Source organism: Citrobacter sp. Awk 2, assembly GCF_028069815.1.
In the GTDB taxonomy this organism is placed as follows: Bacteria; Pseudomonadota; Gammaproteobacteria; order Enterobacterales; family Enterobacteriaceae; genus Citrobacter.
In genome coordinates this window covers 16,412-43,073 of the sequence record NZ_JANEWL010000024.1, presented here as the reverse complement: position 1 = coordinate 43,073, position 26,662 = coordinate 16,412, and the positions used below count along the sequence as shown (strand labels likewise).

General features: G+C 50.8%; 25 protein-coding genes. 17 read left to right on the top strand and 8 right to left on the bottom strand.

Annotated elements, in window-relative coordinates; genetic code table 11:
• Positions 1-117 precede the first annotated feature (117 nt).
• Positions 118-426: a hypothetical protein gene (locus NNO02_RS08930; RefSeq protein WP_087052789.1), complete on the top strand. Its 309-nt coding sequence runs from the start codon at positions 118-120 to the stop codon at positions 424-426.
• On the opposite strand, the gene ymfI is transcribed toward NNO02_RS08930, so the two are convergent.
• Positions 364-705 (bottom strand): YmfI family phage protein, encoded by a 342-nt coding sequence (ymfI, locus tag NNO02_RS08925; protein ID WP_087052788.1) that lies wholly within the window; start codon positions 703-705, stop codon positions 364-366. The genes NNO02_RS08930 and ymfI overlap by 63 nt on opposite strands.
• A 295-nt stretch (positions 706-1,000) precedes the next feature.
• Between ymfI and NNO02_RS08920 the strand changes: the two genes are divergently transcribed.
• The 8 genes from NNO02_RS08920 to roxA all read left to right on the top strand — a co-directional run bounded on the left by NNO02_RS08920 (position 1,001) and on the right by roxA (position 8,692).
• Positions 1,001-1,195 (top strand): hypothetical protein, encoded by a 195-nt coding sequence (locus tag NNO02_RS08920; RefSeq protein WP_271454603.1) that lies wholly within the window; start codon positions 1,001-1,003, stop codon positions 1,193-1,195.
• A complete protein-coding gene (locus NNO02_RS08915; protein ID WP_271454602.1) occupies positions 1,188-1,373 on the top strand; it encodes a hypothetical protein in 186 nt (61 codons plus the stop codon). The genes NNO02_RS08920 and NNO02_RS08915 overlap by 8 nt, the downstream gene beginning before the upstream one ends.
• A 543-nt stretch (positions 1,374-1,916) precedes the next feature.
• Positions 1,917-3,485 carry a hypothetical protein gene (locus tag NNO02_RS08910; RefSeq protein ID WP_271454601.1) on the top strand — a complete coding sequence of 523 codons (1,569 nt, stop codon included), beginning with the start codon at positions 1,917-1,919 and terminating at the stop codon, positions 3,483-3,485.
• A 283-nt stretch (positions 3,486-3,768) separates the two neighbouring features.
• On the top strand, positions 3,769-3,984 hold the full coding sequence (gene xisR / locus NNO02_RS08905) for an excisionase family protein (RefSeq protein WP_003832298.1): 216 nt from the start codon (positions 3,769-3,771) through the stop codon (positions 3,982-3,984).
• Positions 3,984-5,270: a site-specific integrase gene (locus NNO02_RS08900; RefSeq protein ID WP_271454613.1), complete on the top strand. Its 1,287-nt coding sequence runs from the start codon at positions 3,984-3,986 to the stop codon at positions 5,268-5,270. The genes xisR and NNO02_RS08900 overlap by 1 nt, the downstream gene beginning before the upstream one ends.
• A 73-nt stretch (positions 5,271-5,343) precedes the next feature.
• The gene (phoP, locus tag NNO02_RS08895) at positions 5,344-6,015 is read left to right on the top strand and encodes a two-component system response regulator PhoP (RefSeq protein ID WP_137382962.1); all 672 of its coding nucleotides are present in this window, start codon (positions 5,344-5,346) and stop codon (positions 6,013-6,015) included.
• A complete protein-coding gene (gene phoQ, locus NNO02_RS08890) occupies positions 6,015-7,478 on the top strand; it encodes a two-component system sensor histidine kinase PhoQ (protein WP_271440871.1) in 1,464 nt (487 codons plus the stop codon). The genes phoP and phoQ overlap by 1 nt, the downstream gene beginning before the upstream one ends.
• Before the next feature lie 92 nt (positions 7,479-7,570).
• A complete protein-coding gene (gene roxA, locus NNO02_RS08885; RefSeq protein ID WP_271454600.1) occupies positions 7,571-8,692 on the top strand; it encodes a [50S ribosomal protein L16]-arginine 3-hydroxylase in 1,122 nt (373 codons plus the stop codon).
• A gap of 106 nt (positions 8,693-8,798) precedes the next feature.
• Here the strand turns inward: roxA and pepT are convergent, their stop codons facing one another.
• On the bottom strand, positions 8,799-10,022 hold the full coding sequence (pepT, locus tag NNO02_RS08880; RefSeq protein ID WP_137382942.1) for a peptidase T: 1,224 nt from the start codon (positions 10,020-10,022) through the stop codon (positions 8,799-8,801).
• A gap of 249 nt (positions 10,023-10,271) precedes the next feature.
• On the opposite strand from pepT, the gene potA reads away from it, so the two are divergent.
• From potA to potD, 4 genes are read left to right on the top strand one after another with little or no spacing between them, the layout of a single operon-like run.
• Positions 10,272-11,408 (top strand): spermidine/putrescine ABC transporter ATP-binding protein PotA, encoded by a 1,137-nt coding sequence (gene potA, locus NNO02_RS08875; RefSeq protein ID WP_202038886.1) that lies wholly within the window; start codon positions 10,272-10,274, stop codon positions 11,406-11,408.
• Positions 11,392-12,249 (top strand): spermidine/putrescine ABC transporter permease PotB, encoded by an 858-nt coding sequence (gene potB / locus NNO02_RS08870; RefSeq protein WP_137382944.1) that lies wholly within the window; start codon positions 11,392-11,394, stop codon positions 12,247-12,249. Before potA ends, potB begins: the two co-directional genes overlap by 17 nt.
• Complete coding sequence (gene potC / locus NNO02_RS08865; protein ID WP_003030794.1) at positions 12,246-13,025, top strand: spermidine/putrescine ABC transporter permease PotC; 780 nt, start codon at positions 12,246-12,248, stop codon at positions 13,023-13,025. Before potB ends, potC begins: the two co-directional genes overlap by 4 nt.
• Before the next feature lie 24 nt (positions 13,026-13,049).
• Positions 13,050-14,096 (top strand): spermidine/putrescine ABC transporter substrate-binding protein PotD, encoded by a 1,047-nt coding sequence (gene potD, locus NNO02_RS08860; protein ID WP_005121082.1) that lies wholly within the window; start codon positions 13,050-13,052, stop codon positions 14,094-14,096.
• Between the two features lie 99 nt (positions 14,097-14,195).
• Here the strand turns inward: potD and cobB are convergent, their stop codons facing one another.
• The 5 genes from cobB to lolC form a co-directional block, all read right to left on the bottom strand.
• Positions 14,196-15,017: a Sir2 family NAD+-dependent deacetylase gene (gene cobB / locus NNO02_RS08855; RefSeq protein ID WP_040231971.1), complete on the bottom strand. Its 822-nt coding sequence runs from the start codon at positions 15,015-15,017 to the stop codon at positions 14,196-14,198.
• Between the two features lie 15 nt (positions 15,018-15,032).
• Complete coding sequence (nagK, locus tag NNO02_RS08850) at positions 15,033-15,944, bottom strand: N-acetylglucosamine kinase (RefSeq protein WP_137382946.1); 912 nt, start codon at positions 15,942-15,944, stop codon at positions 15,033-15,035.
• Between the two features lie 145 nt (positions 15,945-16,089).
• A complete protein-coding gene (gene lolE / locus NNO02_RS08845) occupies positions 16,090-17,334 on the bottom strand; it encodes a lipoprotein-releasing ABC transporter permease subunit LolE (protein WP_271454599.1) in 1,245 nt (414 codons plus the stop codon).
• Complete coding sequence (lolD, locus tag NNO02_RS08840; RefSeq protein ID WP_003832278.1) at positions 17,334-18,035, bottom strand: lipoprotein-releasing ABC transporter ATP-binding protein LolD; 702 nt, start codon at positions 18,033-18,035, stop codon at positions 17,334-17,336. The genes lolE and lolD overlap by 1 nt, the downstream gene beginning before the upstream one ends.
• Positions 18,028-19,227, bottom strand: a complete 1,200-nt coding sequence (gene lolC / locus NNO02_RS08835) for a lipoprotein-releasing ABC transporter permease subunit LolC (RefSeq protein WP_137382949.1) — start codon at positions 19,225-19,227, stop codon at positions 18,028-18,030. Before lolC ends, lolD begins: the two co-directional genes overlap by 8 nt.
• Positions 19,228-19,487: 260 nt before the next feature.
• On the opposite strand from lolC, the gene NNO02_RS08830 reads away from it, so the two are divergent.
• The 3 genes from NNO02_RS08830 (at position 19,488) to ldtC (ending at position 25,232) form a co-directional block, all read left to right on the top strand.
• Positions 19,488-20,552: an acyltransferase family protein gene (locus NNO02_RS08830; protein ID WP_271454612.1), complete on the top strand. Its 1,065-nt coding sequence runs from the start codon at positions 19,488-19,490 to the stop codon at positions 20,550-20,552.
• A gap of 119 nt (positions 20,553-20,671) precedes the next feature.
• Positions 20,672-24,118, top strand: a complete 3,447-nt coding sequence (gene mfd / locus NNO02_RS08825; RefSeq protein WP_271454598.1) for a transcription-repair coupling factor — start codon at positions 20,672-20,674, stop codon at positions 24,116-24,118.
• A gap of 148 nt (positions 24,119-24,266) precedes the next feature.
• A complete protein-coding gene (gene ldtC, locus NNO02_RS08820; protein ID WP_271440877.1) occupies positions 24,267-25,232 on the top strand; it encodes a L,D-transpeptidase LdtC in 966 nt (321 codons plus the stop codon).
• A gap of 84 nt (positions 25,233-25,316) precedes the next feature.
• Here ldtC and bhsA read toward each other — a convergent pair whose 3' ends face one another.
• Positions 25,317-25,574, bottom strand: coding sequence for a multiple stress resistance protein BhsA (bhsA, locus tag NNO02_RS08815; protein WP_040231961.1), 258 nt, complete (start codon positions 25,572-25,574; stop codon positions 25,317-25,319).
• Between the two features lie 243 nt (positions 25,575-25,817).
• Between bhsA and comR the strand changes: the two genes are divergently transcribed.
• A complete protein-coding gene (gene comR / locus NNO02_RS08810) occupies positions 25,818-26,453 on the top strand; it encodes a TetR family copper-responsive transcriptional repressor ComR (protein WP_271448924.1) in 636 nt (211 codons plus the stop codon).
• Positions 26,454-26,662 lie beyond the last annotated feature (209 nt).

Below are 26,662 nucleotides of genomic sequence, written 5' to 3'. Positions count from 1 at the left end.
CTACCCGGCGTTAATGGGTTTAACAGCGAACAGGCAGGATGCCCACGAAGTAGCCGCCAGGGGCGTATGAAAACCGGGATGATTCGCTAGCAGATGATTTCAAAGGAGATGGAAAAGATGAATGAACAGGATTTGAAACATGTGATCGCATCATTGCTGGAAGACACTAAACGCTTGCAGCAGATCGAGCCAAATGCAGGCACTGAGGCCCGTATTTTGTTAGCAAAACAGGCATTAAATAATTGCGTAGCGCAAACCCCTGATCGAACCAAGTTCATGAATTTCATGGCTGACACGATCACCCCTCTGCCATGCAATGGAGAGAGGGTGAGCCGTGTTTATCACGACACAATGGTTAAAGCTTTAAGAATCGAGCTTGATGGGCTTAGGCGTAAGATCGTGATGAACGAAATCGTTGCCAACTAAGGAAGCAGACGGAAGTAAGCATGCGCTTTGCTCAAATTTACAGACAAATATATTTGCGTCAACACCGACGCTGTTAGCAATTGAAAATGTTTGATCAAGGATTTGTTGGCAGTTCATTGTGCTTTTAAGGATATATCCCTCTGGAATCAGTCTACAGCAGCTATCGTCAGACTCTTTGATTGTTTTCTGGTACAGAAAGTTAAGCATAAATTCTTCAAATTTTTTGGTCTGTTCTGCTGTAGGTTCAAACAGACGAACGTGAACATAAAACTTGTTCATTAGGTTTCCTTGCTGGCGGTGTGAGAACTCCAGCATACCACCGCGCCTGATGTGGTTAAAAGCAGGCCAAAGCAATAACAAGTAGAACCCGTTCTGGCGGCCCGGTGTTTTCCCGTATGTATCCGGCCACCGCCAGCTTTTTCAGGGAACAACATGCAAGCGCACTCCTTCACTTACCAGTTGGGTGACAGGTATGAAACAGGCGGAGTGCGCTTGCAGATGTGATTAATTGCTGTGTGTGCCGCGTGGTATTTGCCCATCTCCCACGATGGGCACCTTTTTTACCGGAGGATTTATGAGAAATTCACTGCCAGTAATACCGAACGGGGATCCTGATGTGGAAAGCTCAGTAAGTAATTTTATTCATCAGTTAAGCGCTCCTGCGCTTCGCGACTGCCTGACAGCTGAACTCGAAGCGATGTACGAACAACAGAAATCTACTCTCGATCACACTGAACATCTACTCAGGATGGTGCGTGCCAATGGTTAAATTTACCAGAGAAGATATTGCCCAGCGCACAACTGAAGCTGAATATAAAAAAGCTGTGGCTGATATAACTGGGGTTCAAAAATATAAAGATGAGGCAGTGCTGGATATTTGCTTCATCAAAGTAATGATCCAAATAGTTAACGACCAGAGGGTTAATATTAGCGAGTTTTTACGCTGACATTTTATTTACCCCCTTCGATAACTTCTAACAATTAAAAGAGTTTTTATTTATGCCTTAACTGGCAGGGCTAACTATATCCATTAATGATGGTCATGCCATAGCCAGCAATGCAGGGAGGATAAGTGACACTTGAGTGTTGTCCGTATTGCAAAAAATGGGGCTCTACTGACTCCATGTATAAATCAACAAAAAGAATGCATAAGAGAGTAGTGACTGCTTATTTCTGTAGCCTTGAGCATGCTATCTCCTACAAACAAATTCATGAACCGCGGCGCTGCAATTTAAACAGAAGTAATGCGCGCCATTCACACAAACATTATTGAGGTTATTATGACAACTGGATTAAAGAACTTTGGCGGGAGATTCGAACCGAAAAAAAGTGCGCTTGAAAAAGACAGTACGCTTCCGGTTTATGTTGCTTTTAAACAAGCTAAGAATAAAACAATAGCAAAAACATTACTACATGCGGATTTTATACAGTTCGCACCAGATTATGCTGATGATTATTTTGCTCCCAAGGTATGGGAAACAGAGGAAGGAATGTTCTGTACTGTTGAAGGGCAGTTCTATACCGACCTCTTCACCGGTGACATTATCTGGAATGCTGAAAAAGGCGAACCAGAGCGCGTTATGGTTGAACCAGAGCTAGCTGACGGTAATGAACAACTTAATGCTGACGCGACAGAAGAAAAAATGAAACCGGTGAAAGAACTGGACGTGCTGGCCCGCTCATACTGCCTCGCGGTGTTTGGTGTCATTGATGAAATCACCCCTTCTCAGTATGGCCAGTTAATCGACATGCTGAATGATGATGAATTTAGCCCTTTACGCGAACAGGCAGAGGGTCTTGCCAAAGAACCCCGCATTCTTGCCATGCTTCCTGAAAAACAGACCGAATGCCTGGCCTGGGTGCGTCAGAGGGCGCGCGACAATGCTAAATGGCCAGACTATAAGAACCTGTTTACCCAATGGGCTGATACACCTCCTGATAAACGCGAGCCAGCAAAGCGCGATGAGAAAAAACCGAGCATGAGCGAACTTGCTACCAGGCTTCGCTATCACACAGCCATGGGGAAATTATCCCGATCCATGGATTTCGACGTGTGCAGTCCTCCAGTTGGCATTGAAATGCGCATCAATACCATGCAGTGCGGTAAAGATGTCGAGATTGATGACTGGTGTGCGCCATTTTCACGTACGCCGGGTATTCATGATTATCACCCGGCGTCCATCGTGGCCATCATCAAAACCGCTGATGAAAAACTTCATATTTACCCTGGCGAACTGCGCCAATACATCGATAGCTGCATTGAGGGTTTTGACTGCGTTAATCCACCACAACTGGTCATTGATATTGCCTGCGGCCGTACGTCTGCCCCGCTGCCACAAAAAAATGATGGAGCAAAATCTGATGGTAAAACCGAACAGACGTTACAGGACGAAAATTTACCACCAGCAGTCTGCCCGTTTCGCGCTGCAGAACTCGACAGGGAACTGGATGTAGCATTTGCCAATAGCGCCTCAAATGAAGGTGAAAAAACGGAAGTAACCGAACAGGAAGACGACCGGCCACTTCTGGATGATCATGAAATTGAAATTTCCCACGCGCTGAACGACCTGCTTTCCGGGCGTACTGACATTATGGGTAAAGAAGAAGCGGAAGGCGTTGTGGCATGCACCGGTCATATTATCGCTGACGTTCTTCCTCTGTTGATCATCGATATCGCCACCACTGAATTTTGTCTGTCGCCCAATTTCAGCGATGAAGAAGTTCACGATGTCGCAACGACAATTCTTGATGGCTGGTCTGATGATGTGTCCGTTCGTCAGAAAATCGCCCTCGATGCGATCGTGGAATATCGTCGCCCGGAACCACCGAAACCGGTGGTGATGGATCCTCCCGTGGTTACCGTTAAGCCGAAAAAGGAACCAGAAACTGTATCTGCGCCAAAACCTGAACCGATGACCCTCACCTACCGCCAGCAACTAACGCTCGCAGCTCTGCAGGGGATGTGTGCTAACCCGGCATACCGCGGCGATTTTGACGAATTTCCTCACATGGCCGCAGTGTTGGCCGCTGGGGTTATAAGTGCGGAGGCGGAGCTGTGACAGTGAATTTAACCGGCGATGAAGCCCTGATCCGCTCTCTGCACGTCTGTGATGATGGATGTGACTGGACGGCCTGGCATGTATGGCGAATGGGAGAACGGCGGCGCATAAGCGAACATGTTTTCACGCGAGCGCCAGTTCGTCCGCGCGCTATAGCGAATAGCATAAGACCCAAGAAAAAACGGTGCCGAAAACAAAAGGCAAAACCAACTACTGATTTTTGATTATCAACATTCGCCAGCTGCAGCATGTACTGTAGTGGCTGGCGGCATCGGAGTTATGTATGTCGCAACTCATTTTCAGCGAAGAGTGGATGGTTGAAGCGCGACTAACAGAAAAGACCGGCTTGTCTGAAAGACAAATTAAAAGTTATCGGTTGAATTTGTGGATCGAAGGCGTGCATTTCAAACATCTGACAGCTCTCGGAGAAACTGACAATTCTAAAGGTCTGCTTTGGTACAACTATCCAAAGATTAACCAATTAGTACAGGAAGCATGATGGACTTTCCAACTGGTGTTGAGCTGCATAATGGAAAAATACGGATCACATTTATCTATCGCGGCAAACGTTGCCGCGAAGTCCTTCGGGGCTGGACGGTGACCAGCAGCAACATCAAAAAAGCTGGAAATCTTCGCGCGCTCATAGCAAGCGAAATACAGCTCGGTAAGTTCGACTATGCGGAACGCTTCCCGGAATCCAAAGCACTTAAGAGGTTTATCACAACCAAAAAAATCACCACGTTTAAAGAGCTGAGTGATTTTTTTATAGACACCAAAGCCTTAGAAGTATCTGGTGCAACACTGCTATCGCTTACTTCGGTCGTAAATACGTTACTACGTGTAATCGGAGAAAATACCCGTCTGGTAGATATTGAGCATGCCGACATTTTGCATTACCGAAAGGAGTTATTGACCGGGACAATTATTAACCCGGCAATGCCAAATCTGGCCAGGCAGGGCCGCGCGCCCTCAACAGTCAATAAACAGATGGCAGTTTTATCAGAAATGCTTAAGCTCGCAAACCGAAGCCAGTTTATATTGCATGCTCCTTATGAAGGAGTGTCGCGACTCAAGTTATCTAAAAATGATCCCGACCCACTTTTACTTCATGAATACCAGGCACTGATAGCCGCCCTTCCCCGTAGCCAGGCATTAATCATCATTGTTGCCGTACATACGGGGATGAGGCCGGGCGAGATATGCGCCCTGGCATGGGAAGACATTGATTTGGTAAAAGGTGAAATCCACGTATCCAGAAGTTTGACGAATAAGCGAGTATTTGTACCCCCTAAGACAGATGCCGGAATAAGGACGATAACGTTGCTTAAACCTGCTCTGGATGCACTGAAGGAACAATACGAAGTCACCGGCGCTAATCCGAAGCAAGAAATTCGATTTCACCATCGGGAGATCGGAAAAACTGAGCAGCAATCTCTTCGCTTCGTTTTTTCACCGACAGCATATTCGTCAAAAAAAGGCAGTTACTTCTCCAAGAACTCGATTGCCTATGGCTGGAAGCGAGGTACTAAACTTGCCAATATCCGCGAAAGGAATCCTTATCAGTCACGGCATACCTATGCCTGCTGGACGTTGATGGCCGGAGCGAACCCATCATTCATAGCGAGTCAGATGGGACATGAAGATGCGCGAATGGTGTACGAGGTTTACTCCAAGTGGATTGGCGACATGAACCAGGATCAGGTCAACATGCTGAACAATCAGATGCCAACAGCACTGCCCCCAGGACGCCCCTACGGGCGAGGGAGCATGAAAAAAGTTATTTAATTTCATAGCGCTGCTTACAATATACATAATCAGCGTTAAACTATTCGTACCATGAATTTAGGGAGAAACAATGATGCGCGTGCTGGTTGTTGAGGATAATGCATTATTACGCCACCACCTTAAGGTTCAGCTACAGGATTTAGGCCACCAGGTGGATGATGCAGAAGATGCAAAGGAAGCAGACTATTTTCTTAATGAACACCTGCCGGATATTGCGATCGTCGATTTAGGGCTCCCCGATGAAGACGGACTGTCGCTGATCCGCCGCTGGCGCAGCAATGATGTTTCATTGCCCATTCTGGTATTAACCGCCCGTGAAGGCTGGCAGGACAAAGTGGAAGTGCTCAGCGCCGGTGCAGACGATTACGTCACAAAACCGTTTCACATTGAAGAAGTGGCTGCAAGAATGCAGGCACTGATGCGTCGCAATAGTGGTCTGGCCTCGCAGATTATCTCGCTGCCGCCATTTCAGGTGGATCTTTCTCGCCGCGAACTGTCCGTGAACGATGAAGTGATTAAACTTACGGCGTTCGAATACACCATTATGGAAACGCTGATCCGTAATAGCGGCAAAGTCGTTAGTAAAGATTCGCTTATGTTACAACTCTACCCGGATGCTGAACTGCGAGAAAGTCACACCATTGATGTCTTAATGGGACGTCTGCGCAAAAAAATTCAGGCGCAATATCCGGACGATGTGATCACCACGGTACGTGGACAGGGTTATCTTTTTGAACTGCGCTGATGAATAAATTACTGCGTCATTTTTTCCCGTTATCACTGCGGGTGCGCTTTTTGCTGGCAACCGCAGGCGTTGTACTGGTCCTCTCGCTGGCTTACGGCATGGTGGCTTTGGTTGGCTACAGCGTCAGCTTTGATAAAACAACATTTCGTCTGCTGCGTGGCGAAAGTAATCTGTTCTATACACTGGCCAAATGGGAAAACGGCAAAATCAATGTCGAGCTACCTGAAAATCTCGATATGCAAAGCCCCACAATGTCGCTGATTTATAATGAAAACGGCAAACTGCTCTGGGCCCAACGCGACGTTCCCTGGCTGGTACAACGTATTCAACCAGACTGGCTAAAGACAAATGGTTTTCATGAGATTGAAGCCAATGTCGACGCCACCAGCACATTGCTACGCGAAGATCATTCGGCGCAACAGAAGCTAAGAGAAGTCAGAGAAGATGACGATAACGCAGAAATGACCCACTCCGTGGCAGTGAACATCTACCCTGCCACCGCCAGAATGCCACAACTGACCATTGTGGTTGTTGATACCATTCCTATTGAGCTCAAACGCTCATATATGGTCTGGAGCTGGTTTATTTATGTGCTGGTTGCCAATTTGCTGTTGGTTATCCCGCTGCTGTGGGTCGCAGCCTGGTGGAGTCTGAGACCAATCGAATCACTGGCGCGCGAAGTCCGTGAGCTTGAAGAGCATCATCGCGAGATGCTTAATCCTGCCACCACGCGTGAACTCACTAGTCTGGTGCGCAACCTCAACCGCTTATTAAAGAGCGAACGTGAGCGCTACGATAAATACCGCACCACGTTAACGGATCTCACCCACAGCCTGAAAACACCGTTGGCCGTGTTGCAAAGCACACTACGTTCGATGCGTAATGAGAAAATGAGCGTGAGCGATGCTGAACCCGTCATGCTGGAGCAAATCAGCCGTATTTCTCAGCAAATTGGCTATTATCTGCATCGTGCCAGCATGCGCGGTAGTAGCGCCCTTCTCAGCCGGGAATTGCATCCGGTTGCACCGTTGCTGGATAAACTGACCTCTGCATTAAACAAGGTGTACCAGCGTAAAGGGGTTAACATTAATCTCGATATTTCGCCTGAGACAAGCTTTGTGGGTGAACAGAACGATTTCGTCGAAGTACTGGGCAACGTCCTGGATAACGCCTGTAAATATTGTCTGGAATTTGTCGAGATCTCAGCGCAATTAACGGAAGATCATCTGCACATTGTGGTAGAGGATGACGGCCCCGGTATTCCACGCAGTAAACGTGAAGTGGTGTTCGACCGTGGTCAGCGTGTGGATACCTTACGCCCCGGGCAAGGTGTGGGCCTGGCCGTCGCACGTGAGATCACCGAGCAATATGACGGGCAGATTATCGCTGGCGACAGTCTGCTGGGCGGAGCGCGCATGGAAGTTATTTTCGGCCGCCAACATCCGGGACAAAAAGACGAGTAATCTTTATATGTAATAAATATGTACTGACTTCACGCTTGCGGTTAAGTATCCGTTATAATCGGTTGCAGATACCAGCCTGCGGGATGCTCATTATGGAATACCAACTCACTCTTAACTGGCCCGATTTTCTTGAACGTCACTGGCAAAAACGCCCGGTGGTCTTAAAACGCGGCTTTAATAACTTTATTGACCCACTCTCCCCTGACGAACTGGCTGGGCTGGCAATGGAAAGCGAAGTCGACAGTCGGTTGGTCAGCCACCAGGATGGCAAATGGCAGGTTAGCCACGGTCCTTTCGAGAGCTATGACCATCTTGGGGAAAACAACTGGTCACTGCTGGTCCAGGCCGTAAACCACTGGCACGAACCTACCGCAGCGCTGATGCGGCCATTCCGTGAATTGCCGGACTGGCGCATTGACGATTTGATGATCTCATTTTCGGTACCCGGCGGTGGCGTTGGCCCGCATCTGGATCAATATGATGTGTTCATCATCCAGGGAACCGGTCGCCGTCGCTGGCGTGTGGGTGAAAAACTGCAGTTGAAGCAGCATTGTCCGCACCCAGACCTGCTCCAGGTCGATCCGTTTGAAGCCATCATTGATGAAGAGTTGGAGCCGGGCGATATTCTGTATATTCCACCTGGATTCCCGCACGAAGGCTACGCATTGGAAAACGCGATGAACTACTCGGTCGGTTTCCGCGCACCGAATACCCGGGAGCTGATCAGCGGATTTGCTGATTACGTTCTGCAACGCGAACTGGGTAGCACGTACTACAGTGATCCCGATCTGCCACCGCGCGACCATCCGGCAGACGTGCTGCCACAGGAAATGGACAAGCTGCGCGAAATGATGCTGGGGCTCATTAACCAGCCGGAGCATTTTAAACAGTGGTTTGGCGAGTTTATCTCTCAGTCGCGTCATGAACTGGACGTTGCTCCGCCTGAGCCGCCTTATCAGCCTGATGAAATCTATGATGCCCTGAAACAAGGCGATGTCCTGGTCCGTCTGGGTGGGTTGCGCGTACTGCGCATTGGCGATGACGTTTATGTAAATGGTGAGAAAATTGACTCACCGCACCGTCCGGCGCTGGACGCACTCGCCAGCCATATTGCGCTGACAGCGGAAAACTTTGAGGATGCGCTGGAAGATCCGTCTTTCCTCGCCATGCTTGCCGCACTGGTGAATAGCGGATACTGGTTCTTCGAAGGATAAACTATTGAGAGTGCGCCGGATGGCGCTTCGCTTATCCGGCCTACAAATATCGTATCCCGTAGGCCGGATAAGCGAAGCGCCATCCGGCCTCTACCGGCAAAAGCGGCTACTGTTTCGCCGTCAATTCCGCAATACGCACAATCACCTGTACGGCTTTTTCCATGCCTTCCAGTGTCACAAACTCATGCTTACCATGATAGTTATAGCCACCGGTGAACAGATTCGGGCAAGGTAATCCCATGAACGACAGTTGCGCGCCGTCGGTGCCACCACGAATGGGTTTAAGATCCGGCTCGATGTCACAATCACGCATTGCCTGCTGGGCGATATCCAGCACATGCGGATGCTCGATCACTTTCTCGCGCATATTGTAATAGCTGTCTTCAATCACCAGCTCGATATAGCAGTCCGGATGTAACCCTTTACCGACCTTTTTGGCGATATCCATGATTTTGCGTTTACGCGCTTCAAACTGCTTACGGTCAAAATCGCGGATAATGTAATGCATATCAGCCCGATCAACCGTACCTTTCATGCTTGCCAGATGGTAAAAACCTTCATAGCCTTCCGTCGCTTCCGGGCTTTCATCGGCAGGAACTTCGGCATGGATGCGAGCCGCCAGCGACAGTGCGTTCACCATCACCCCTTTTGCCGTACCCGGATGCACATTGTTACCGACGATCTTGATATTGACCGACGCTGCGTTGAAGTTTTCAAACTCCAGTTCGCCCACACCGCCACCGTCGACGGTATAGGCCCACTTCGCGTCAAATGCTGCAACGTCGAAATGTTTCGCGCCTTTACCGACCTCTTCATCTGGCGTAAAGGCCACGCGGATATCACCGTGTGGAATATCTTTTTGTATCAACACGGCCAGTGCGGTCATAATTTCCGCAATACCGGCTTTATCATCCGCACCCAGCAGCGTTTTGCCGTCTGTGGTGATCAACGTCTGACCCAGAAGTTGATGCAGCACCGGGAACATTACCGGCGACAGAACCTCATCGCCAATACCGAGCGCAATATCGCCGCCACGGTAATTTTCAACGATTTGCGGATTGACGTTTTTGCCACTGAAATCCGGTGAGGTATCCACATGGGAAATAAAACCGATAGCGGGAATATTGCCGGCAACGTTTGCGGGCAACGTTGCCATCAACGTCCCCTTGTCGCTCAAGGTAATATTGACCAGCCCCATCTCTTCGAGTTGCTGCTTGAGCAACTGCAATAACTTCCACTGTCCTTCAGTGCTGGGTACCTGCCGCACGCCCGATTTTGATTGGGTGTCCAGCGACACGTAGTGTAAAAAACGCTCAAGTAGTTTATCCATGCAGTCACCCTCACTTTTTGTGACAACATTATCAATAAGCAACAAAAGACAAATATTGCGTCAGGTCACTTTTATCCCCGCAAGTGAGAATATTTCGCCATGACATCCTTCTGAATATAAAGCTAAGTCAGTAATTCGCAACAAGGATTGGCGATTACAACGCTTTGCCGTAGAATAACGGCCCTCATTAAGAGTCATCAAGGTGGTTAACCACAAACCCCGCATCGGTCAGCCATCCGTTGCGTTTACATGGGACAGAGTAAAAAATTGAATAAACAACCGCGTTCGCTTTCTCCACTGGTGCAACTAGCGGGAATTCGCAAGAGTTTCGATGGCAAAGAGGTGATTTCCAACCTGGATTTGACCATCAATAATGGCGAATTTCTCACGCTACTTGGCCCCTCTGGCTGCGGTAAAACAACCGTTCTTCGCCTGATTGCCGGTCTGGAAACGGTTGATTCCGGTCATATTATGCTGGACAACCAGGACATCACTCACGTTCCTGCGGAAAACCGCTACGTGAATACCGTATTCCAAAGTTATGCCCTATTCCCCCACATGACCGTTTTTGAAAATGTGGCCTTTGGTTTACGCATGCAAAAAACCCCCGCAGCCGATATTCCTCCGCGCGTCACCGAAGCTCTGCGCATGGTGCAACTGGAAGAGTTCGCTCAGCGAAAACCGCATCAACTCTCCGGTGGCCAACAGCAGCGCGTGGCGATTGCCCGTGCGGTGGTCAATAAACCGCGTTTGCTTCTGCTGGATGAGTCTCTCTCTGCGCTGGACTATAAACTGCGTAAGCAGATGCAGAACGAACTGAAAGCGTTACAGCGTAAACTCGGTATCACTTTTGTTTTTGTCACCCACGATCAGGAAGAAGCACTGACAATGTCAGATCGTATTGTGGTCATGCGTGATGGCAAAATTGAGCAAGATGGCACACCGCGAGAAATCTACGAAGAACCGAAGAATCTGTTCGTCGCCGGGTTCATCGGTGAAATCAATATGTTTAACGCGACGGTCATTGAACGTCTGGACGAACAGCGTGTCCGTGCTAACGTTGAAGGTCGCGAGTGTAATATTTACGTGAACTTCGCGGTAGTCCCCGGACAGAAGCTACACGTACTGTTGCGTCCGGAAGATCTGCGTGTTGACGAGATCAACGACGATAATCATATTGAAGGACTTATCGGTTACGTGCGTGAACGTAACTATAAAGGCATGACACTGGAGTCCGTTGTTGAACTGGAAAATGGCAAGATGGTAATGGTCAGCGAATTCTTCAACGAAGACGATCCTGACTTCGACCACTCGCTCGACCAGAAAATGGCGATTAACTGGGTAGAAAGCTGGGAGGTCGTACTGGCTGATGAAGAACACAAGTAAATTCCAGAGTGTGGTGATCGTCACCATTGTCGGTTGGCTTGTGTTGTTTGTCTTTCTGCCCAACCTGATGATCATCGGCACCAGCTTTTTGACCCGTGACGACGCTAATTTCGTCAAAATGGTCTTTACGCTGGAAAACTATGCTCGCCTGCTCGATCCGCTCTATTTTGAGGTGCTGGTTCACTCCCTCAATATGGCGCTGATTGCCACACTCGCCTGTCTGGTACTCGGCTATCCGTTTGCCTGGTTTTTGGTAAAGCTGCCGGAGAAAGTGCGTCCACTGCTGCTCTTCCTCCTGATTGTTCCGTTCTGGACCAACTCGCTTATTCGCATCTACGGACTCAAAATTTTCCTCAGTACCAAAGGCTATCTCAACGAGTTTCTACTCTGGCTCGGCGTGATTGATACGCCCATTCGCATTATGTTTACCCCCAGCGCGGTCATTATTGGCCTGGTGTATATCCTGCTGCCATTTATGGTGATGCCGCTCTACTCCAGCATTGAGAAACTGGATAAACCGTTACTCGAAGCTGCGCGCGATCTGGGTGCCAGCAAACTTCAGACCTTCACCCGCATTATTATCCCGCTGACAATGCCGGGAATTATTGCCGGATGTTTGCTGGTTATGCTGCCAGCCATGGGGCTGTTTTACGTATCCGACCTGATGGGCGGCGCGAAAAACCTGCTGATTGGTAATGTGATTAAAGTGCAGTTCCTGAACATCCGCGACTGGCCGTTTGGGGCCGCCACCAGTATTACCCTGACCATCGTCATGGGGCTGATGCTGCTGATCTACTGGCGCGCTTCCCGCTTGCTGAACAAGAAGGTAGAACTCGAATGATCGGTCGACTGCTTCGCGGCGGTTTTATGACCGCTATCTACGCGTACCTGTACATTCCAATCATCATTTTGATTGTGAACTCCTTTAACAGCTCGCGCTTTGGCATTAACTGGCAAGGCTTTACCACCAAATGGTACGGCCTGCTGATGAACAACGACAGTTTGCTGCAGGCGGCACAGCACTCACTGACGATGGCCGTGCTCTCCGCGACCTTTGCCACACTGATCGGTTCACTGACTGCGGTCGCTCTGTATCGTTACCGTTTTCGTGGCAAGCCATTTGTCAGCGGCATGTTGTTTGTGGTGATGATGTCGCCGGATATCGTGATGGCAATTTCGCTGCTGGTGCTGTTTATGCTGATTGGCATTCAGTTGGGCTTCTGGTCGTTGCTGTTTTCGCATATTACCTTCTGCCTGCCTTTTGTGGTGGTGACGGTCTACTCACGTTTGAAAGGCTTCGACGTACGTATGCTTGAGGCAGCAAAAGACCTGGGTGCCAGTGAAGTGACTATTCTGCGCAAAATCATTCTGCCATTGGCCATGCCTGCGGTAGCTGCGGGTTGGTTGCTGAGCTTTACGCTGTCGATGGATGATGTCGTGGTTTCGTCCTTCGTCACCGGACCCGGCTATGAAATTTTGCCATTAAAAATCTACTCAATGGTTAAAGTCGGCGTATCACCAGAAGTGAACGCACTGGCAACCATTTTGTTGGTTCTGTCGCTGGTTATGGTGATCGCCAGCCAGCTTATTGCACGTGATAAAACCAAGGGCCGTTGAGGCCCTTCATTCAGGGGACGTTAAATGAAAAAATGGTCACGCCACCTGCTCGCGGCGGGTGCTCTGGCACTGGGCATGAGCGCCGCTCACGCTGATGATAACAACACGCTGTATTTCTATAACTGGACCGAGTACGTTCCGCCTGGGCTACTGGAACAGTTCACTAAAGAGACCGGGATCAAGGTCATCTATTCGACCTACGAGTCGAATGAGACCATGTACGCCAAGCTCAAAACCTACAAAGACGGTGCGTACGATCTGGTGGTGCCTTCCACCTATTACGTCGACAAAATGCGCAAGGAAGGCATGATCCAAAAGATCGATAAGTCGAAGTTAACCAACTTCCACAACCTCGATCCGGAAATGCTCAATAAGCCGTTTGACCCGAACAACGACTACTCAATCCCGTATATCTGGGGTGCGACAGCCATTGGTATTAACAGTGATGCCATTGATCCCAAAACCGTGACCAGCTGGGCTGACCTGTGGAAACCGGAATACAAAGGCAGCCTGCTGTTAACGGATGATGCCCGCGAAGTATTCCAGATGGCGCTGCGCAAGCTGGGATACTCCGGGAATACCACCGACCCGAAAGAGATTGAAGCCGCGTATAACGAGCTCAAGAAGCTAATGCCTAACGTTGCAGCCTTCAACTCCGATAACCCGGCTAATCCGTATATGGAAGGCGAAGTTAATCTGGGGATGGTGTGGAACGGTTCTGCGTTCGTGGCCCGTCAGGCGGGTACACCGCTGGAAGTCGTCTGGCCGAAAGAAGGGGGTATTTTCTGGATGGACAGCCTGTCTATTCCGGCAAATGCTAAAAACAAAGAAGGTGCGCTGAAGCTAATTAACTTCCTGTTGCGCCCGGATGTGGCGAAAGAAGTCGCGGAAACCATTGGTTACCCGACGCCAAACCTGGCGGCACGTAAGCTGTTAAGCCCGGAAGTGGCGAACGATAAAACGCTCTACCCGGATGCGGAGACCATCAACAAAGGGGAATGGCAGAACGATGTCGGTTCCGCCAGCGCTATCTATGAAGAGTATTATCAGAAGCTGAAAGCAGGACGCTAATTGCCCTCCTCGTAGGCCGGATAAGACGCGCCAGCGTCGCATCCGGCGTATCGTCACTGCCCGATGGCGTGACGCTTATCGGGCCTACGCCATCCGTGCTCACAGCCCTTTTAATAACTTCTCAACAAACTCAGGCACCACCTGGCTTGCCGGGCCGTAATACTTCTCTTCAAACTCGCTACCCACCTGGCTTGGCTCAAGATTTAACTCCACCGTATGCGCCCCATGCAAACGCGCTTCGTGGACAAACCCCGCGGCCGGATAAACATGTCCTGACGTGCCAATGGCAATGAAAACATCTGCCATCGCCAGTGCCATATAAATTTCATCCATCCCCAGAGGCATTTCACCAAACCAGACAACGTGCGGTCGCAGTGGCGCTGGGAACTGGCAGCAATGGCATTTGTCTTCCGGCGTGACGTCCCCTGTCCAGTCTAAAATCTGCCCGCTTTGCGAACAGCGAACCTTAAGGAGCTCGCCGTGCATATGGATAACGTTCTGGCTACCCGCACGTTCGTGCAGATTATCGATATTTTGCGTTACCAGTAGAAAGCGATCACCCAGCTCGGCTTCGAGTTTTGCCAACGCGATATGCGCCGCGTTTGGCTGAATTTCGGGCTGCTGCAACTGGTGACGACGGGCGTTATAAAATGACTGAACCAATCCAGGATTACGGCTAAATCCTTCCGGCGTTGCCACATCCTCAACCCGATGTTCTTCCCAAAGACCATCTGCAGCACGGAAAGTACGAATCCCTGATTCAGCAGAAATCCCCGCACCAGTCAGGACTAACACCCTTGGTTTTTCCACCAGCTCAGGCACCACTCTGTCTCTGAAAAAGATCCGTTGACGCAGGCGATCGCGCAAATGGCGTTTATTTTTACGAAAACGGCTTAATCGATGACCCCGACGCGACAGCATAACAACCTCTTTGTATTAATCGGTAAGATGTAGGAAAGCGGCTCCGCGCATCCCACCCGCATCACCGTGTCGTGCCTGCTCAATACGCGGCACACGGGCAACGGGCAGCAAATGACGTGGCAGTCGATCCGCCAGTTGCGTCGTAATAGCGGTAAAGTTCGACAAGCCACCGCCAATCACCACTAAATCTGGATCGACGATAGTCAGGATATTCCCCAGGCAAACGGCCAGCAAATCCAGATAACGCTCTACATGCGCACGCGCATGCTCATCGCCTTGCTCCCAGAGGGCGATAATTTCACGGGCATCCAGAGGTTGATGGTAGTAATGCTGGTACAACCATGCAAATCCGCCACCGGAAAGATAGCTTTCGATGCACCCCAGTTGACCACATCCGCATCGACGCAGTGGGAAATCAAATCCCATCAACGTCAACGCATCAACAGGCAAACGGATATGGCCGAACTCGCCGGTAATATAGCTACGTCCAGTGATAGACTTTCCGTTAAGCACCAGGCCACCACCGACACCAGTGCCGAGGATTAAGCCCATGACTAACGGATACTGGGTGAACTCATCGTCCCAGGCTTCGGAGAGTGCAAAACAGTTGGCATCATTATCCAGACGCACATCGCGATCCAGTCGTGCGCTGAGATCGGCCCGCAGCGGTTTGCCACTGGCGGCAGGAACGTTAGCCGCATACAGCGTGCCGTCTTCGGTCTCGGGCATGCCCGGAATACCAATCCCTACTGACCCCTTAACGCCAAAGCGCTGGTCCGCCTCTGTCACCAGAGCGCACACCGCATCAAGGAAAGCGTCATAGCTGTCGCGTGGCGTAGGGACACGTTTCTCCCACTGCAACCGACGGTGATTATCGAAGACGCCTAACGCAATTTTTGTTCCGCCAATGTCAAACCCGTAATACATCACCGCTCCTTGATACACGTCTTCCTTCAGGCTGCCTCTGCGTTGGCTGCACCCTCACACCCCGTCACATCGTTGTTTATGCGTCTGGTGATTTTCGGGCTTGCCGCCTTGAGACAGCATGAATGCCTTAGTGTATATCTTGTTGTTATTGGCCGCTAAGTACTCTCGCAGGGTCAATATTGCTGGCGCGACGCGCCGGATACCAACTTGCCAAAAGACTCAGCAACAATGCTGTCACCAACACATAAATCACATCCAGCCAATGCAATTCAGATGGCAGGAAGTCAATAAAATAAATATCGCCCGAAAGGAACTGATGGCCGATAAGCGCCTCAATACCATTGATGATCGGTGTGAGCTGCAGAGAAACAACAACACCAATAACCACCCCTATCAGGCTACCGAACAGACCCGCCAGCAGTCCATACCAGACGAAGATGGCGCGGATCAGCCCGTCTTTCGCCCCCAGCGTTCTTAATACCGCAATATCACCGCTCTTGTCTTTTACCGCCATCACTAACGTTGAAACGATATTGAAACAGGCAACGCCAATCACCAACACCATGGCCAGATACATAATGGCGCGAATCATCTGGATATCGCGATACATATAGCCGTAAGTACCGATCCAGCTCTTAATGTAGACATAGTTGTTGGTCACTTCACCGGCGTCTCTGACCAACTTATTGGCGTTAAAGACATCGTTGACCTTCAGGGCAATCCCGGAAACGCTGGAGCCCATATCCAGATACTGCTGCGCGTCTTCCATTGGGATCATGGCAAAGCTGTGATCGAGCTGACCGCTCAGTTGCAGAATACCGGTAACGTGCAAACGCACACGTTTAGGCTGCTGTAGCTTGTGATCGGCGCTGGCATTGGGGATCATAATCGACACCCAATCCCCCTGCTTCACCTTCAGCGCGTCAGCAATCCCCTTGCCAATAATGACCTGCTGCTCACCCGCTTTGAAATTATCCCAGGCATGGTTTTGCACAAATGACGGTAGCGCACTTAAACGTTGCTCCTGCTGCGGATCCACGCCTTTTACCTGTACGGCACGCAAGTTCGCCCCACTCTCCACCAGCCCGGTGAAATTGATATACGGCGCTGCAGCGACAATACCCGGTACCTTCTGCACGTTGACCAGCGCTTCCTGCCAGTTATTCCACGGCTGGTTCACCGCTTCTATCTCACCGTGCGGCACAACCGCCAGAATACGGTTGTTCAGCTCGCGCTCAAAACCGTTCATGGCGCTCAAACCGACAATCAATACCGCCACACCTAATGCAATACCGATGGTGGAGATGACGGAAATCAGCGAAACCATACCGCCGCGCCGCCGACCACGGCTAAAACGTAACCCAATCAATAACGATAAAGGCGAAGCCATTACTCTGCTCCCATCAGGCTCAGTTCGGCCGTCAGGCGACCATCGCGCATTTCAAGCTGGCGGCTCATGCGCTTCGCCAGTTGCAGATCGTGCGTCACAACCAGAAATGCTGTGCCCTGAGAACGGTTCAACTCACCCAGAAGCTCAAAAATACTGTCCGCGTTACGCGCATCAAGGTTACCTGTTGGCTCATCTGCCAACACCAGACGCGGGTTATTCACCAGCGCACGGGCAATCGCCACACGTTGACGCTCGCCGCCTGAGAGTTCGGACGGACGGTGGCTGGCACGGTGATCCAACCCAACCGCTTTCAGCATGTCACGTGCGCGCTCGGTAATTTCAGCCGGCTTCTTCTTGCCAATCAGTAGCGGCATCGCCACGTTTTCCAGCGCGGTAAAGTCTGGCAACAAATGGTGGAACTGGTAAATAAATCCGAGCTTCTGATTACGCAGTTCCGCTTTCGCCGCTGACGAGAGTTTGCTCATCGGTTGACCGCTAAAAATGACGTCGCCGGAAGTCGGCGTATCCAGCCCGCCGAGCAGATGAAGCAATGTACTTTTGCCGGAGCCTGAGCTGCCGACAATCGCCATCATCTCACCCTCGCCGACGCAAAAACTGACATCGTGCAGAACATCAGTCTGCACCGTGCCTTCCTGATAGCGTTTGCACAGGTTGTCGCATTGCAACAGGATCTTATTCATAACGTAAAGCCTCAGCGGGTTGAGTGGCGGCAGCGCGCCAGGAAGGATAAAGCGTAGACAGCAGTGCGATGGCCATTGCCACCAGTGCAATAACGATCACCTGCAACGGCTCAATAGCGACAGGCAACGCGGCGCCGTCCAGCAGCACGCCGATAATCGGCATCAGGTTGTTCAGTTGGCTGGCAAGCAACGCGCCCAGCACGGCCCCCAGCAGCGCGCCGATAATCCCGGCACTGGCCCCCTGAACCATAAACACCATCATTATTTGCCGCGGCGTGAGCCCCTGCGTTTGTAAAATCGCCACTTCCCCTTGCTTCTCCATTACCATCAGACCCAGCGAGGTAATAATATTAAACGCCGCTACCGCCACGATCAGGCTCAGCAACAGCCCCATCATGTTTTTTTCCATTCGCACCGCCTGGAACAGCTCACCTTTACGCTCGCGCCAGTCCTGCCATTTGGTGCCTTGCGGTAACGTTTGTTGACTCAGCGTATCAACCTTGAGCGGTTCATTTAGCCACAGACGCCAGCCGGTGATATTGCCTGCCGGATAACGCATCAGACGTGACGCATCCTGGATGTTGGTCAACATCTGATAACCATCGACTTCACTATTGGCGGCAAAGGTACCAATCACCGTAAACAAACGCTGGCTCGGCAAGCGTCCCATTGGCGTAAACTGGCTGGCAGAAGGCACCATCACGCGAATTTGATCGCCGCGATTCACACCTAACTGTCCGGCAAGCTGCTCACCGAGGATGACATTATACTTACCCGGTTCGAGATCTGTTTGCTTCACATTGACCAGATACGGCGTTAACGGATCTTTTTGCGCCGGGTCGATGCCCAGCATCACCCCGACTGCCACGCTACGCGCACTCTGCAGGACCACATCGCCCGTTGTTAGCGGCGCAACACGGTTGACGCCGTTCAATACCACGGCTTTTTCCGGCAACTGCTGCGGGTTAAGAGAGCCTTGCTCAGCCGAGAGAATAGCCTGAGGCATCAGACCAAGGATGTTATTTTGCAGCTCGCGCTCGAAACCGTTCATCACCGACAATACCGTGACCAGCGCCATTACCCCAAGAGTAATGCCAATGGTAGAGAGCCAGGAAACGAAACGACCGAAGCGATCTGCTGCACGCCCACGCATATAACGCAGGCCAATGAATAGAGCGACAGGTTGGTACATGAAATCCGTCTGGTTGCTGTTAGCAAAGTCACGAGTATATAAGCGAAAGCGGGACGGGTAAATGACTGAACCGTAAGTGTTCGTCAGCATTGTTCTGAAAAGTATAACCAAATCAATTCGCTAAAGTTCCCACTTTTCCCTCATCCTTTGTTCCTGATCTTTATCTTAAAAAAATAAAAAGCAGACGGTTACGCATTACAGCAAAGGCAGGGTTTTGCAGGATGGCAGGCTATCTCACACACTATGGATACGCCACTGCAATGAATAAAAAAGAGCTATGGATTAATCAAATCAAAGGGTTATGTATCTGCCTGGTGGTCATTTACCACTCGGTCATTACCTTTTATCCCCATCTTACCGCCTTTCAGCATCCACTCTCACAGGTGCTAACCAAATGCTGGATCTACCTCAATCTGTATCTGGCACCGTTCCGCATGCCCGTCTTTTTCTTTATTTCGGGCTATCTGATCCGCCGCTACATTGCAAACGTCCCATGGACAACCTGTGTAGACAAACGCATCTGGAGTATTGCCTGGGTGCTGATACTGTGGGGAATCGTGCAATGGCTGGCGTTGACCACGCTCAATAACTGGCTGGCTCCGCAACGTGACCTGGGCCATGCGGCCAATGCAGCCTATGCCGGTTCACTGGGAGACTTTACCCGGGGAATGCTCACAGCCAGCACCAGTCTGTGGTATCTGTATGCGCTGATTGTCTATTTTGTCTTGTGTAAGATCTTCAGCCGCTGGGCATTGCCGCTACTGGGACTGTTTGCATTGCTGAGTGTGGCAATCAACTTTTTCCCGACCCCATGGTGGGGGCTAAACAGCGTAATACGTAATTTGCCCTGGTACAGTCTCGGTGCCTGGTTTGGCGCAACGCTGATGACGTGGATCAAAGACGTTCCCCTGCGCCGTCACGCAGTCATCGTAGCGGTGAGTACACTGGTGGCTGTCATCGCCTGGCGGGCAAATATTTCGCTATTACTCTCACTGGTTTCCATCGTACTCATCATGAAGTTGTTTTATCAATTTGAACAACGTTTTGGCATGAGTGCATCTAGTCCATTAAGCGTGATAGGTTCCAATACTATCGCCATCTACACCACCCACCGAATTCTGGTGGAACTGATTAGCTTAACGCTGCTTCCCAAACTCAATCATACCGTCTGGTCCGCAAACGTAGAGCTGGCCCTGCTACTGATGTACCCGTTCGTCTGCTTACTGTTGTGTACGCTGGTCGGACTAATGGTTCGAAAAATTTCACAAAAAGTCGTTGCCGATCTGCTCTTCTCACCGCCGTCTTTCTCCATCATTTCCCGCTAAACCTTACGCGCTTTTTGCCCCCATCCGGGGGCGAATCAATTTGCTTATGAGAAACGATCACGGATAATAAAGAAACATTGCTTATCAGACGTATATCCAAACGAGATCCTGACAACCGAATGCCTGAACAACATCGTTACACGCTTCCAGCCGGCGCTTCCGATCAGCGCCAGTTGGGTGAACTTACCGGTGCCGCCTGCGCGACGCTGGTCGCAGAAATCGCCGAACACCATCCGGGACCAGTGGTGCTTATCGCGCCAGACATGCAAAATGCCTTGCGTCTGCATGATGAAATTCGTCAGTTTACCGACCAGATGGTGATGAATCTGGCTGACTGGGAAACACTGCCCTATGACAGTTTTTCCCCGCATCAGGAAATTATCTCCTCGCGACTCTCCACGTTGTATCAACTGCCTGCGATGCAACGCGGTGTGCTGATCGTACCGGTCAACACGTTGATGCAGCGCGTCTGCCCGCACAGCTATCTACACGGTCATGCACTGGTGATGAAAAAGGGTCAGCGCCTGTCGCGTGATGCCCTGCGTGAGCAACTGGACAGCGCCGGTTATCGCCATGTTGATCAGGTTATGGAGCACGGTGAATACGCCACACGCGGTGCGTTGTTGGACTTGTTCCCAATGGGCAGTGAACTGCCTTATCGCCTTGATTTCTTTGATGACGAAATCGACAGCCTGCGTCTGTTTGACACCGATACACAACGCACGCTGGAAGAAGTCGACGCCATTAATTTGCTGCCTGCCCACGAATTTCCTACCGATAAAACAGCCATTGAGCTGTTCCGCAGCCAGTGGCGCGATACCTTTGAAGTTAAACGTGACGCCGAGCATATTTACCAGCAGGTCAGTAAAGGCACGTTACCTGCCGGGATTGAATACTGGCAACCGCTGTTTTTCAGTGAACCGCTACCACCGCTGTTCAGCTACTTCCCTGCCAATACGCTGTTAGTGAATACCGGTGATATTGAAACCAGCGCAGAACGTTTCCAGGCAGATACACTGTCACGCTTTGAGAATCGGGGTGTCGATCCGATGCGCCCACTGCTGCCGCCAGAATCGCTGTGGCTACGGGTTGATGAGCTTTTTTCTGAACTTAAACGCTGGCCTCGCGTCCAGCTCAAAACCGAAAGTCTGGCAAACAAAGCGGCAAACACTAATCTGGGATTCCAGAAGCTGCCGGACATCGCCGTACAAGCGCAACAGAAATCGCCGCTGGATGCGCTGCGTAAATTCCTGGAAACCTTTAACGGTCCGGTCATTTTCTCGGTAGAGAGTGAAGGCCGCCGTGAAGCACTCGGCGAACTTCTGGCTCGCATCAAAGTTGCGCCAAAACGTATTTTACGCCTTGATGAAGCCGCCGACAGCGGTCGTTATCTGATGATTGGTGCGGCAGAACATGGTTTCATTGATACCAAACGCAACCTGGCACTGATTTGCGAAAGCGATCTGCTTGGGGAACGCGTGGCCCGCCGCCGCCAAGATTCCCGCCGCACGATTAACCCGGATACATTGATCCGAAACCTCGCTGAGCTGCATCCGGGGCAGCCCGTCGTGCATCTTGAGCACGGCGTGGGTCGCTATGCCGGGATGACCACGCTGGAAGCAGGCGGCATTACGGGCGAATACCTGATGCTCACCTACGCCAACGACGCCAAATTGTATGTACCGGTGTCATCGTTGCATTTGATAAGCCGCTATGCCGGAGGTGCGGAAGAGAATGCCCCGCTGCATAAACTTGGCGGAGATGCCTGGTCGCGCGCCCGGCAGAAAGCCGCCGAGAAGGTGCGTGACGTCGCGGCGGAGTTGCTGGATATTTACGCCCAGCGTGCGGCAAAAGAAGGTTTTGCCTTTAAGCACGACCGCGAGCAATATCAGCTGTTTTGTGACAGCTTCCCGTTTGAAACCACGCCCGATCAGGCGCAGGCTATCAACGCGGTACTCAGCGATATGTGTCAACCGCTGGCAATGGACCGTCTGGTGTGTGGTGACGTCGGCTTCGGCAAAACCGAAGTGGCGATGCGCGCCGCATTCCTCGCCGTCGAGAACCACAAACAGGTGGCCGTTTTAGTGCCGACTACCCTGCTCGCTCAGCAGCATTTCGACAACTTCCGTGACCGCTTTGCCAACTGGCCCGTGCGCATTGAGATGCTGTCCCGTTTTCGTAGCGCCAAAGAGCAAGCGCAGATTCTGGAGCAGGTTGCCGAAGGTAAAATCGATATTCTCATCGGCACGCACAAACTGCTGCAAAGCGATGTGAAACTCAAAGATTTGGGTCTGCTGATTGTCGATGAAGAGCACCGCTTCGGTGTCCGTCACAAAGAGCGTATTAAAGCGATGCGCGCCGATGTCGATATTCTGACGCTGACCGCAACCCCTATCCCGCGTACGCTCAATATGGCGATGAGCGGCATGCGCGATCTGTCAATTATCGCCACACCGCCAGCGCGTCGTTTAGCCGTCAAAACCTTTGTGCGCGAGTATGACAATCTGGTGGTGCGCGAGGCTATCCTGCGTGAAGTGCTACGCGGCGGGCAGGTCTACTACCTGTTCAACGATGTTGAAAACATCCAGAAAACCGCTGACAGGCTGGCAGAGCTGGTACCGGAAGCACGTATCGGGATTGGACACGGGCAAATGCGCGAACGCGAGTTGGAACGTGTGATGAACGATTTCCACCATCAGCGCTTCAACGTGCTGGTGTGTACCACCATCATCGAAACCGGGATCGACATTCCAACCGCTAACACCATTATTATCGAGCGCGCTGACCATTTCGGGTTGGCACAATTGCACCAGCTACGCGGCCGCGTGGGACGTTCACACCATCAGGCCTATGCCTGGCTGTTGACGCCGCATCCGAAAGCGATGACCACCGATGCACAAAAACGCCTTGAGGCAATTGCCTCACTGGAAGATTTGGGTGCAGGTTTTGCGCTGGCCACTCACGACCTCGAGATCCGCGGCGCGGGAGAACTTTTGGGTGAAGATCAGAGCGGTTCGATGGAAACCATCGGCTTCTCACTGTACATGGAACTGCTGGAAAATGCGGTTGATGCGCTAAAAGAGGGACGCGAACCGTCGCTCGAAGATCTCACCAACCAGCAAACTGAAGTCGAGCTGCGGATGCCTTCGCTACTGCCAGATGACTACATTCCCGATGTAAATACGCGACTGTCGTTCTACAAGCGTATTGCCAGTGCGAAAGGCGAAAACGAGCTGGAAGAGATTAAAGTTGAACTGATTGACCGTTTTGGTTTGTTGCCTGACCCGGCCCGTACGCTGCTGGATATTGCCCGTTTGCGCCAGCAAGCGCAAAAACTGGGTATCAGAAAGCTGGAAGGCAATGAAAAAGGCGGGACGATTGAGTTTGCCGAGAAGAACCACGTCAACCCGGTGTGGCTGATTGGCTTACTACAAAAGCAACCCCAACACTTCCGTCTGGATGGCCCAACCCGGCTGAAGTTCATGCAAGATTTGAGCGAGCGTAAAACCCGTATCGACTGGGTACGTCAATTTATGCGTCAACTTGAAGAAAACGCCATAGCGTAGCGTTCCGGCCGGGTGAGCGCGGTGCTTACCCGGCCGATGAATTTACAAACTCTTTGCACTTCCCTGCACTTCCCGACACAGCAAACCGCCATAATTCCTGTTTACTTTTACATTATAAAAACCACGTAAAAACAATGGATTTATGGTGATGTTAAACAATAAACAACTCTCTCGCTGGCTAACGCTTTTTACGCTCGCGGCGACCGTCGCGTTAGCGCTTCCGGCTAAAGCGAATACCTGGCCGCTCCCGCCGCCAGGCAGTAAACTGGTGGGTGAAAATGCCACTCACGTTGTCGAAAACAACGGCGGATCGCTGGAAGCCATTGCGAAAAAATACAACGTCGGCTTTTTAGCGCTGCTGCAGGCTAACCCCGGCGTCGATCCATACGTACCTCGCCCGGGCAGTGTTTTAACCATCCCATTGCAAACTCTGCTGCCGGATGCCCCACGCGAAGGGATTGTCATTAACCTCGCCGAACTGCGTCTTTACTATTACCAACCAGGGACAAAATCGGTGACCGTGTATCCCATTGGCATTGGCCAGTTAGGCGGCGACACCCTGACCCCAACAATGGTCACCACCATCTCTGATAAGCGTGCCAACCCGACCTGGACACCAACGGCGAATATCCGCGCACGGTATAAAGCCAATGGTATCGACCTCCCTGCTGTAGTACCTGCCGGGCCAGATAACCCGATGGGGCATCATGCTATCCGCTTAGCGGCTTACGGCGGTGTGTATTTGCTGCATGGAACCAACGCGGATTTTGGCATCGGTATGCGTGTCAGTTCTGGGTGTATTCGCCTGCGTGACGGTGATATTGAAACCTTATTCCGTCAGGTTACGCCGGGAACCAAAGTGAACATCATCAACACGCCGATTAAAGCCTCCGTTGAACCTAACGGTATGCGCCTGGTTGAAGTACACCAACCGCTGTCAGAAAAGATTAATGACGACCCGCAGTTACTGCCAATCGTGTTGAATTCATCAATGCAGAGCTTTAAAAATGCGGCACAGACAGACGCCGCTGTAATGGAGCATGCAATGGAGCTACGCTCAGGCATGCCGGTAGACGTGACACGCCACCACGATGTTCCCGCACAAACGCTGTAAATTCAGGTTATAAAAAAACCCCCGCCGGTTTGTTCCCGCGGGGGTTTTTTATTGAATTCGCAGTGGCATGCGAGGGTTTACAACTTATTTGTAGATAACTGCAGTCCCGTGAAGGGTGTTAGGACCGGTAACAGAAGTAATACGGAATGACTTCGCACCCATTTCATCGGCTTTCTGTGCCAGTTGATCTTCCAGAGAACCTAAGTTAGTCCCGGCGTTGGCAGAGATAATACCGACTTTCTGTTGGCCTGCAGGTGTAGCCTGAACTTCAACAGCGGCAAAGCTTGCAAATGAAAGTGAGCTCAGGACAGCAGCGACAAAAAGAGTTTTTACGTTTTTCATGATAGTGACCTTTAGCAGATGAATGTATGCCGTAAGCGATTAACTTAACGATCGATAGTTAAATCATAGATGTGATCCAGATCACACGTCAACATTTTTTTATAACGATTGTTATTTAAAACATAAAGACCTTATTTTTCATATCAATAGCATTAAATTTTTTTTATCGTGAATGCACTGGAGTGTCTGCGTGATTATTTTTATAATGGTTATTCAATAAACCCAACCAGGTACAACGGCACCATGACAACTGAAACGACAAGTTGTGCAAAAAAAAGCCGTGGCCGACCAAAAGTGTTCGACAGGGAAGCCGCGCTTGATAAGGCCATGACACTCTTCTGGCAGCACGGATATGAAGCGACATCGCTCGCCGATCTCGTAGAAGCAACCGGGGCAAAAGCGCCTACGCTGTATGCAGAATTTACCAATAAGGAAGGACTGTTTCGTGCCGTGCTGGACCGCTATATCAGTCGCTTCGCGGCAAAACACGAAGCCCAACTGTTTTGTGAAGAAAAAAGCCTCGAATCCGCACTTGAGGACTATTTCACCGCAATAGCGACCTGCTTCACCAGCAAAGACACGCCCGCGGGATGTTTTATGATTAACACATCCGCTACGCTGGCCGCCTCCTCCCGGGACATTGCGCACACGGTTAAATCCCGTCACGCCATGCAGGAGCAGACGCTGGCTCAGTTTCTGCATCAACGACAGGAACATGGTGAAATACCGGCACACTGCGATGTACAAAAGTTGGCTGAGTATCTGAACTGTATTTTGCAGGGTATGTCGATCAGCGCCCGCGAAGGAGCCACATTCGAAAAACTGATGCAGATCGCGCACACCACGTTACGATTGTGGCCTGAACTGATTAAAGATTAACCTTCTCCACACTCCCCACGTCTTACTGTCATCACCGGGATCTTACGCCGTTCCCGGTGATAACGGCACTTCTTAACCCCTACATTCTTTATTGTTTTCATTGGGTTAATGCATTTCTTTTGTAAAAAATATTGATAATGTCAATCATTATCAGCAATATTCGCATTTGTTTTAATGCCCATTTCATAATGTAACGATCGGTTTCTATC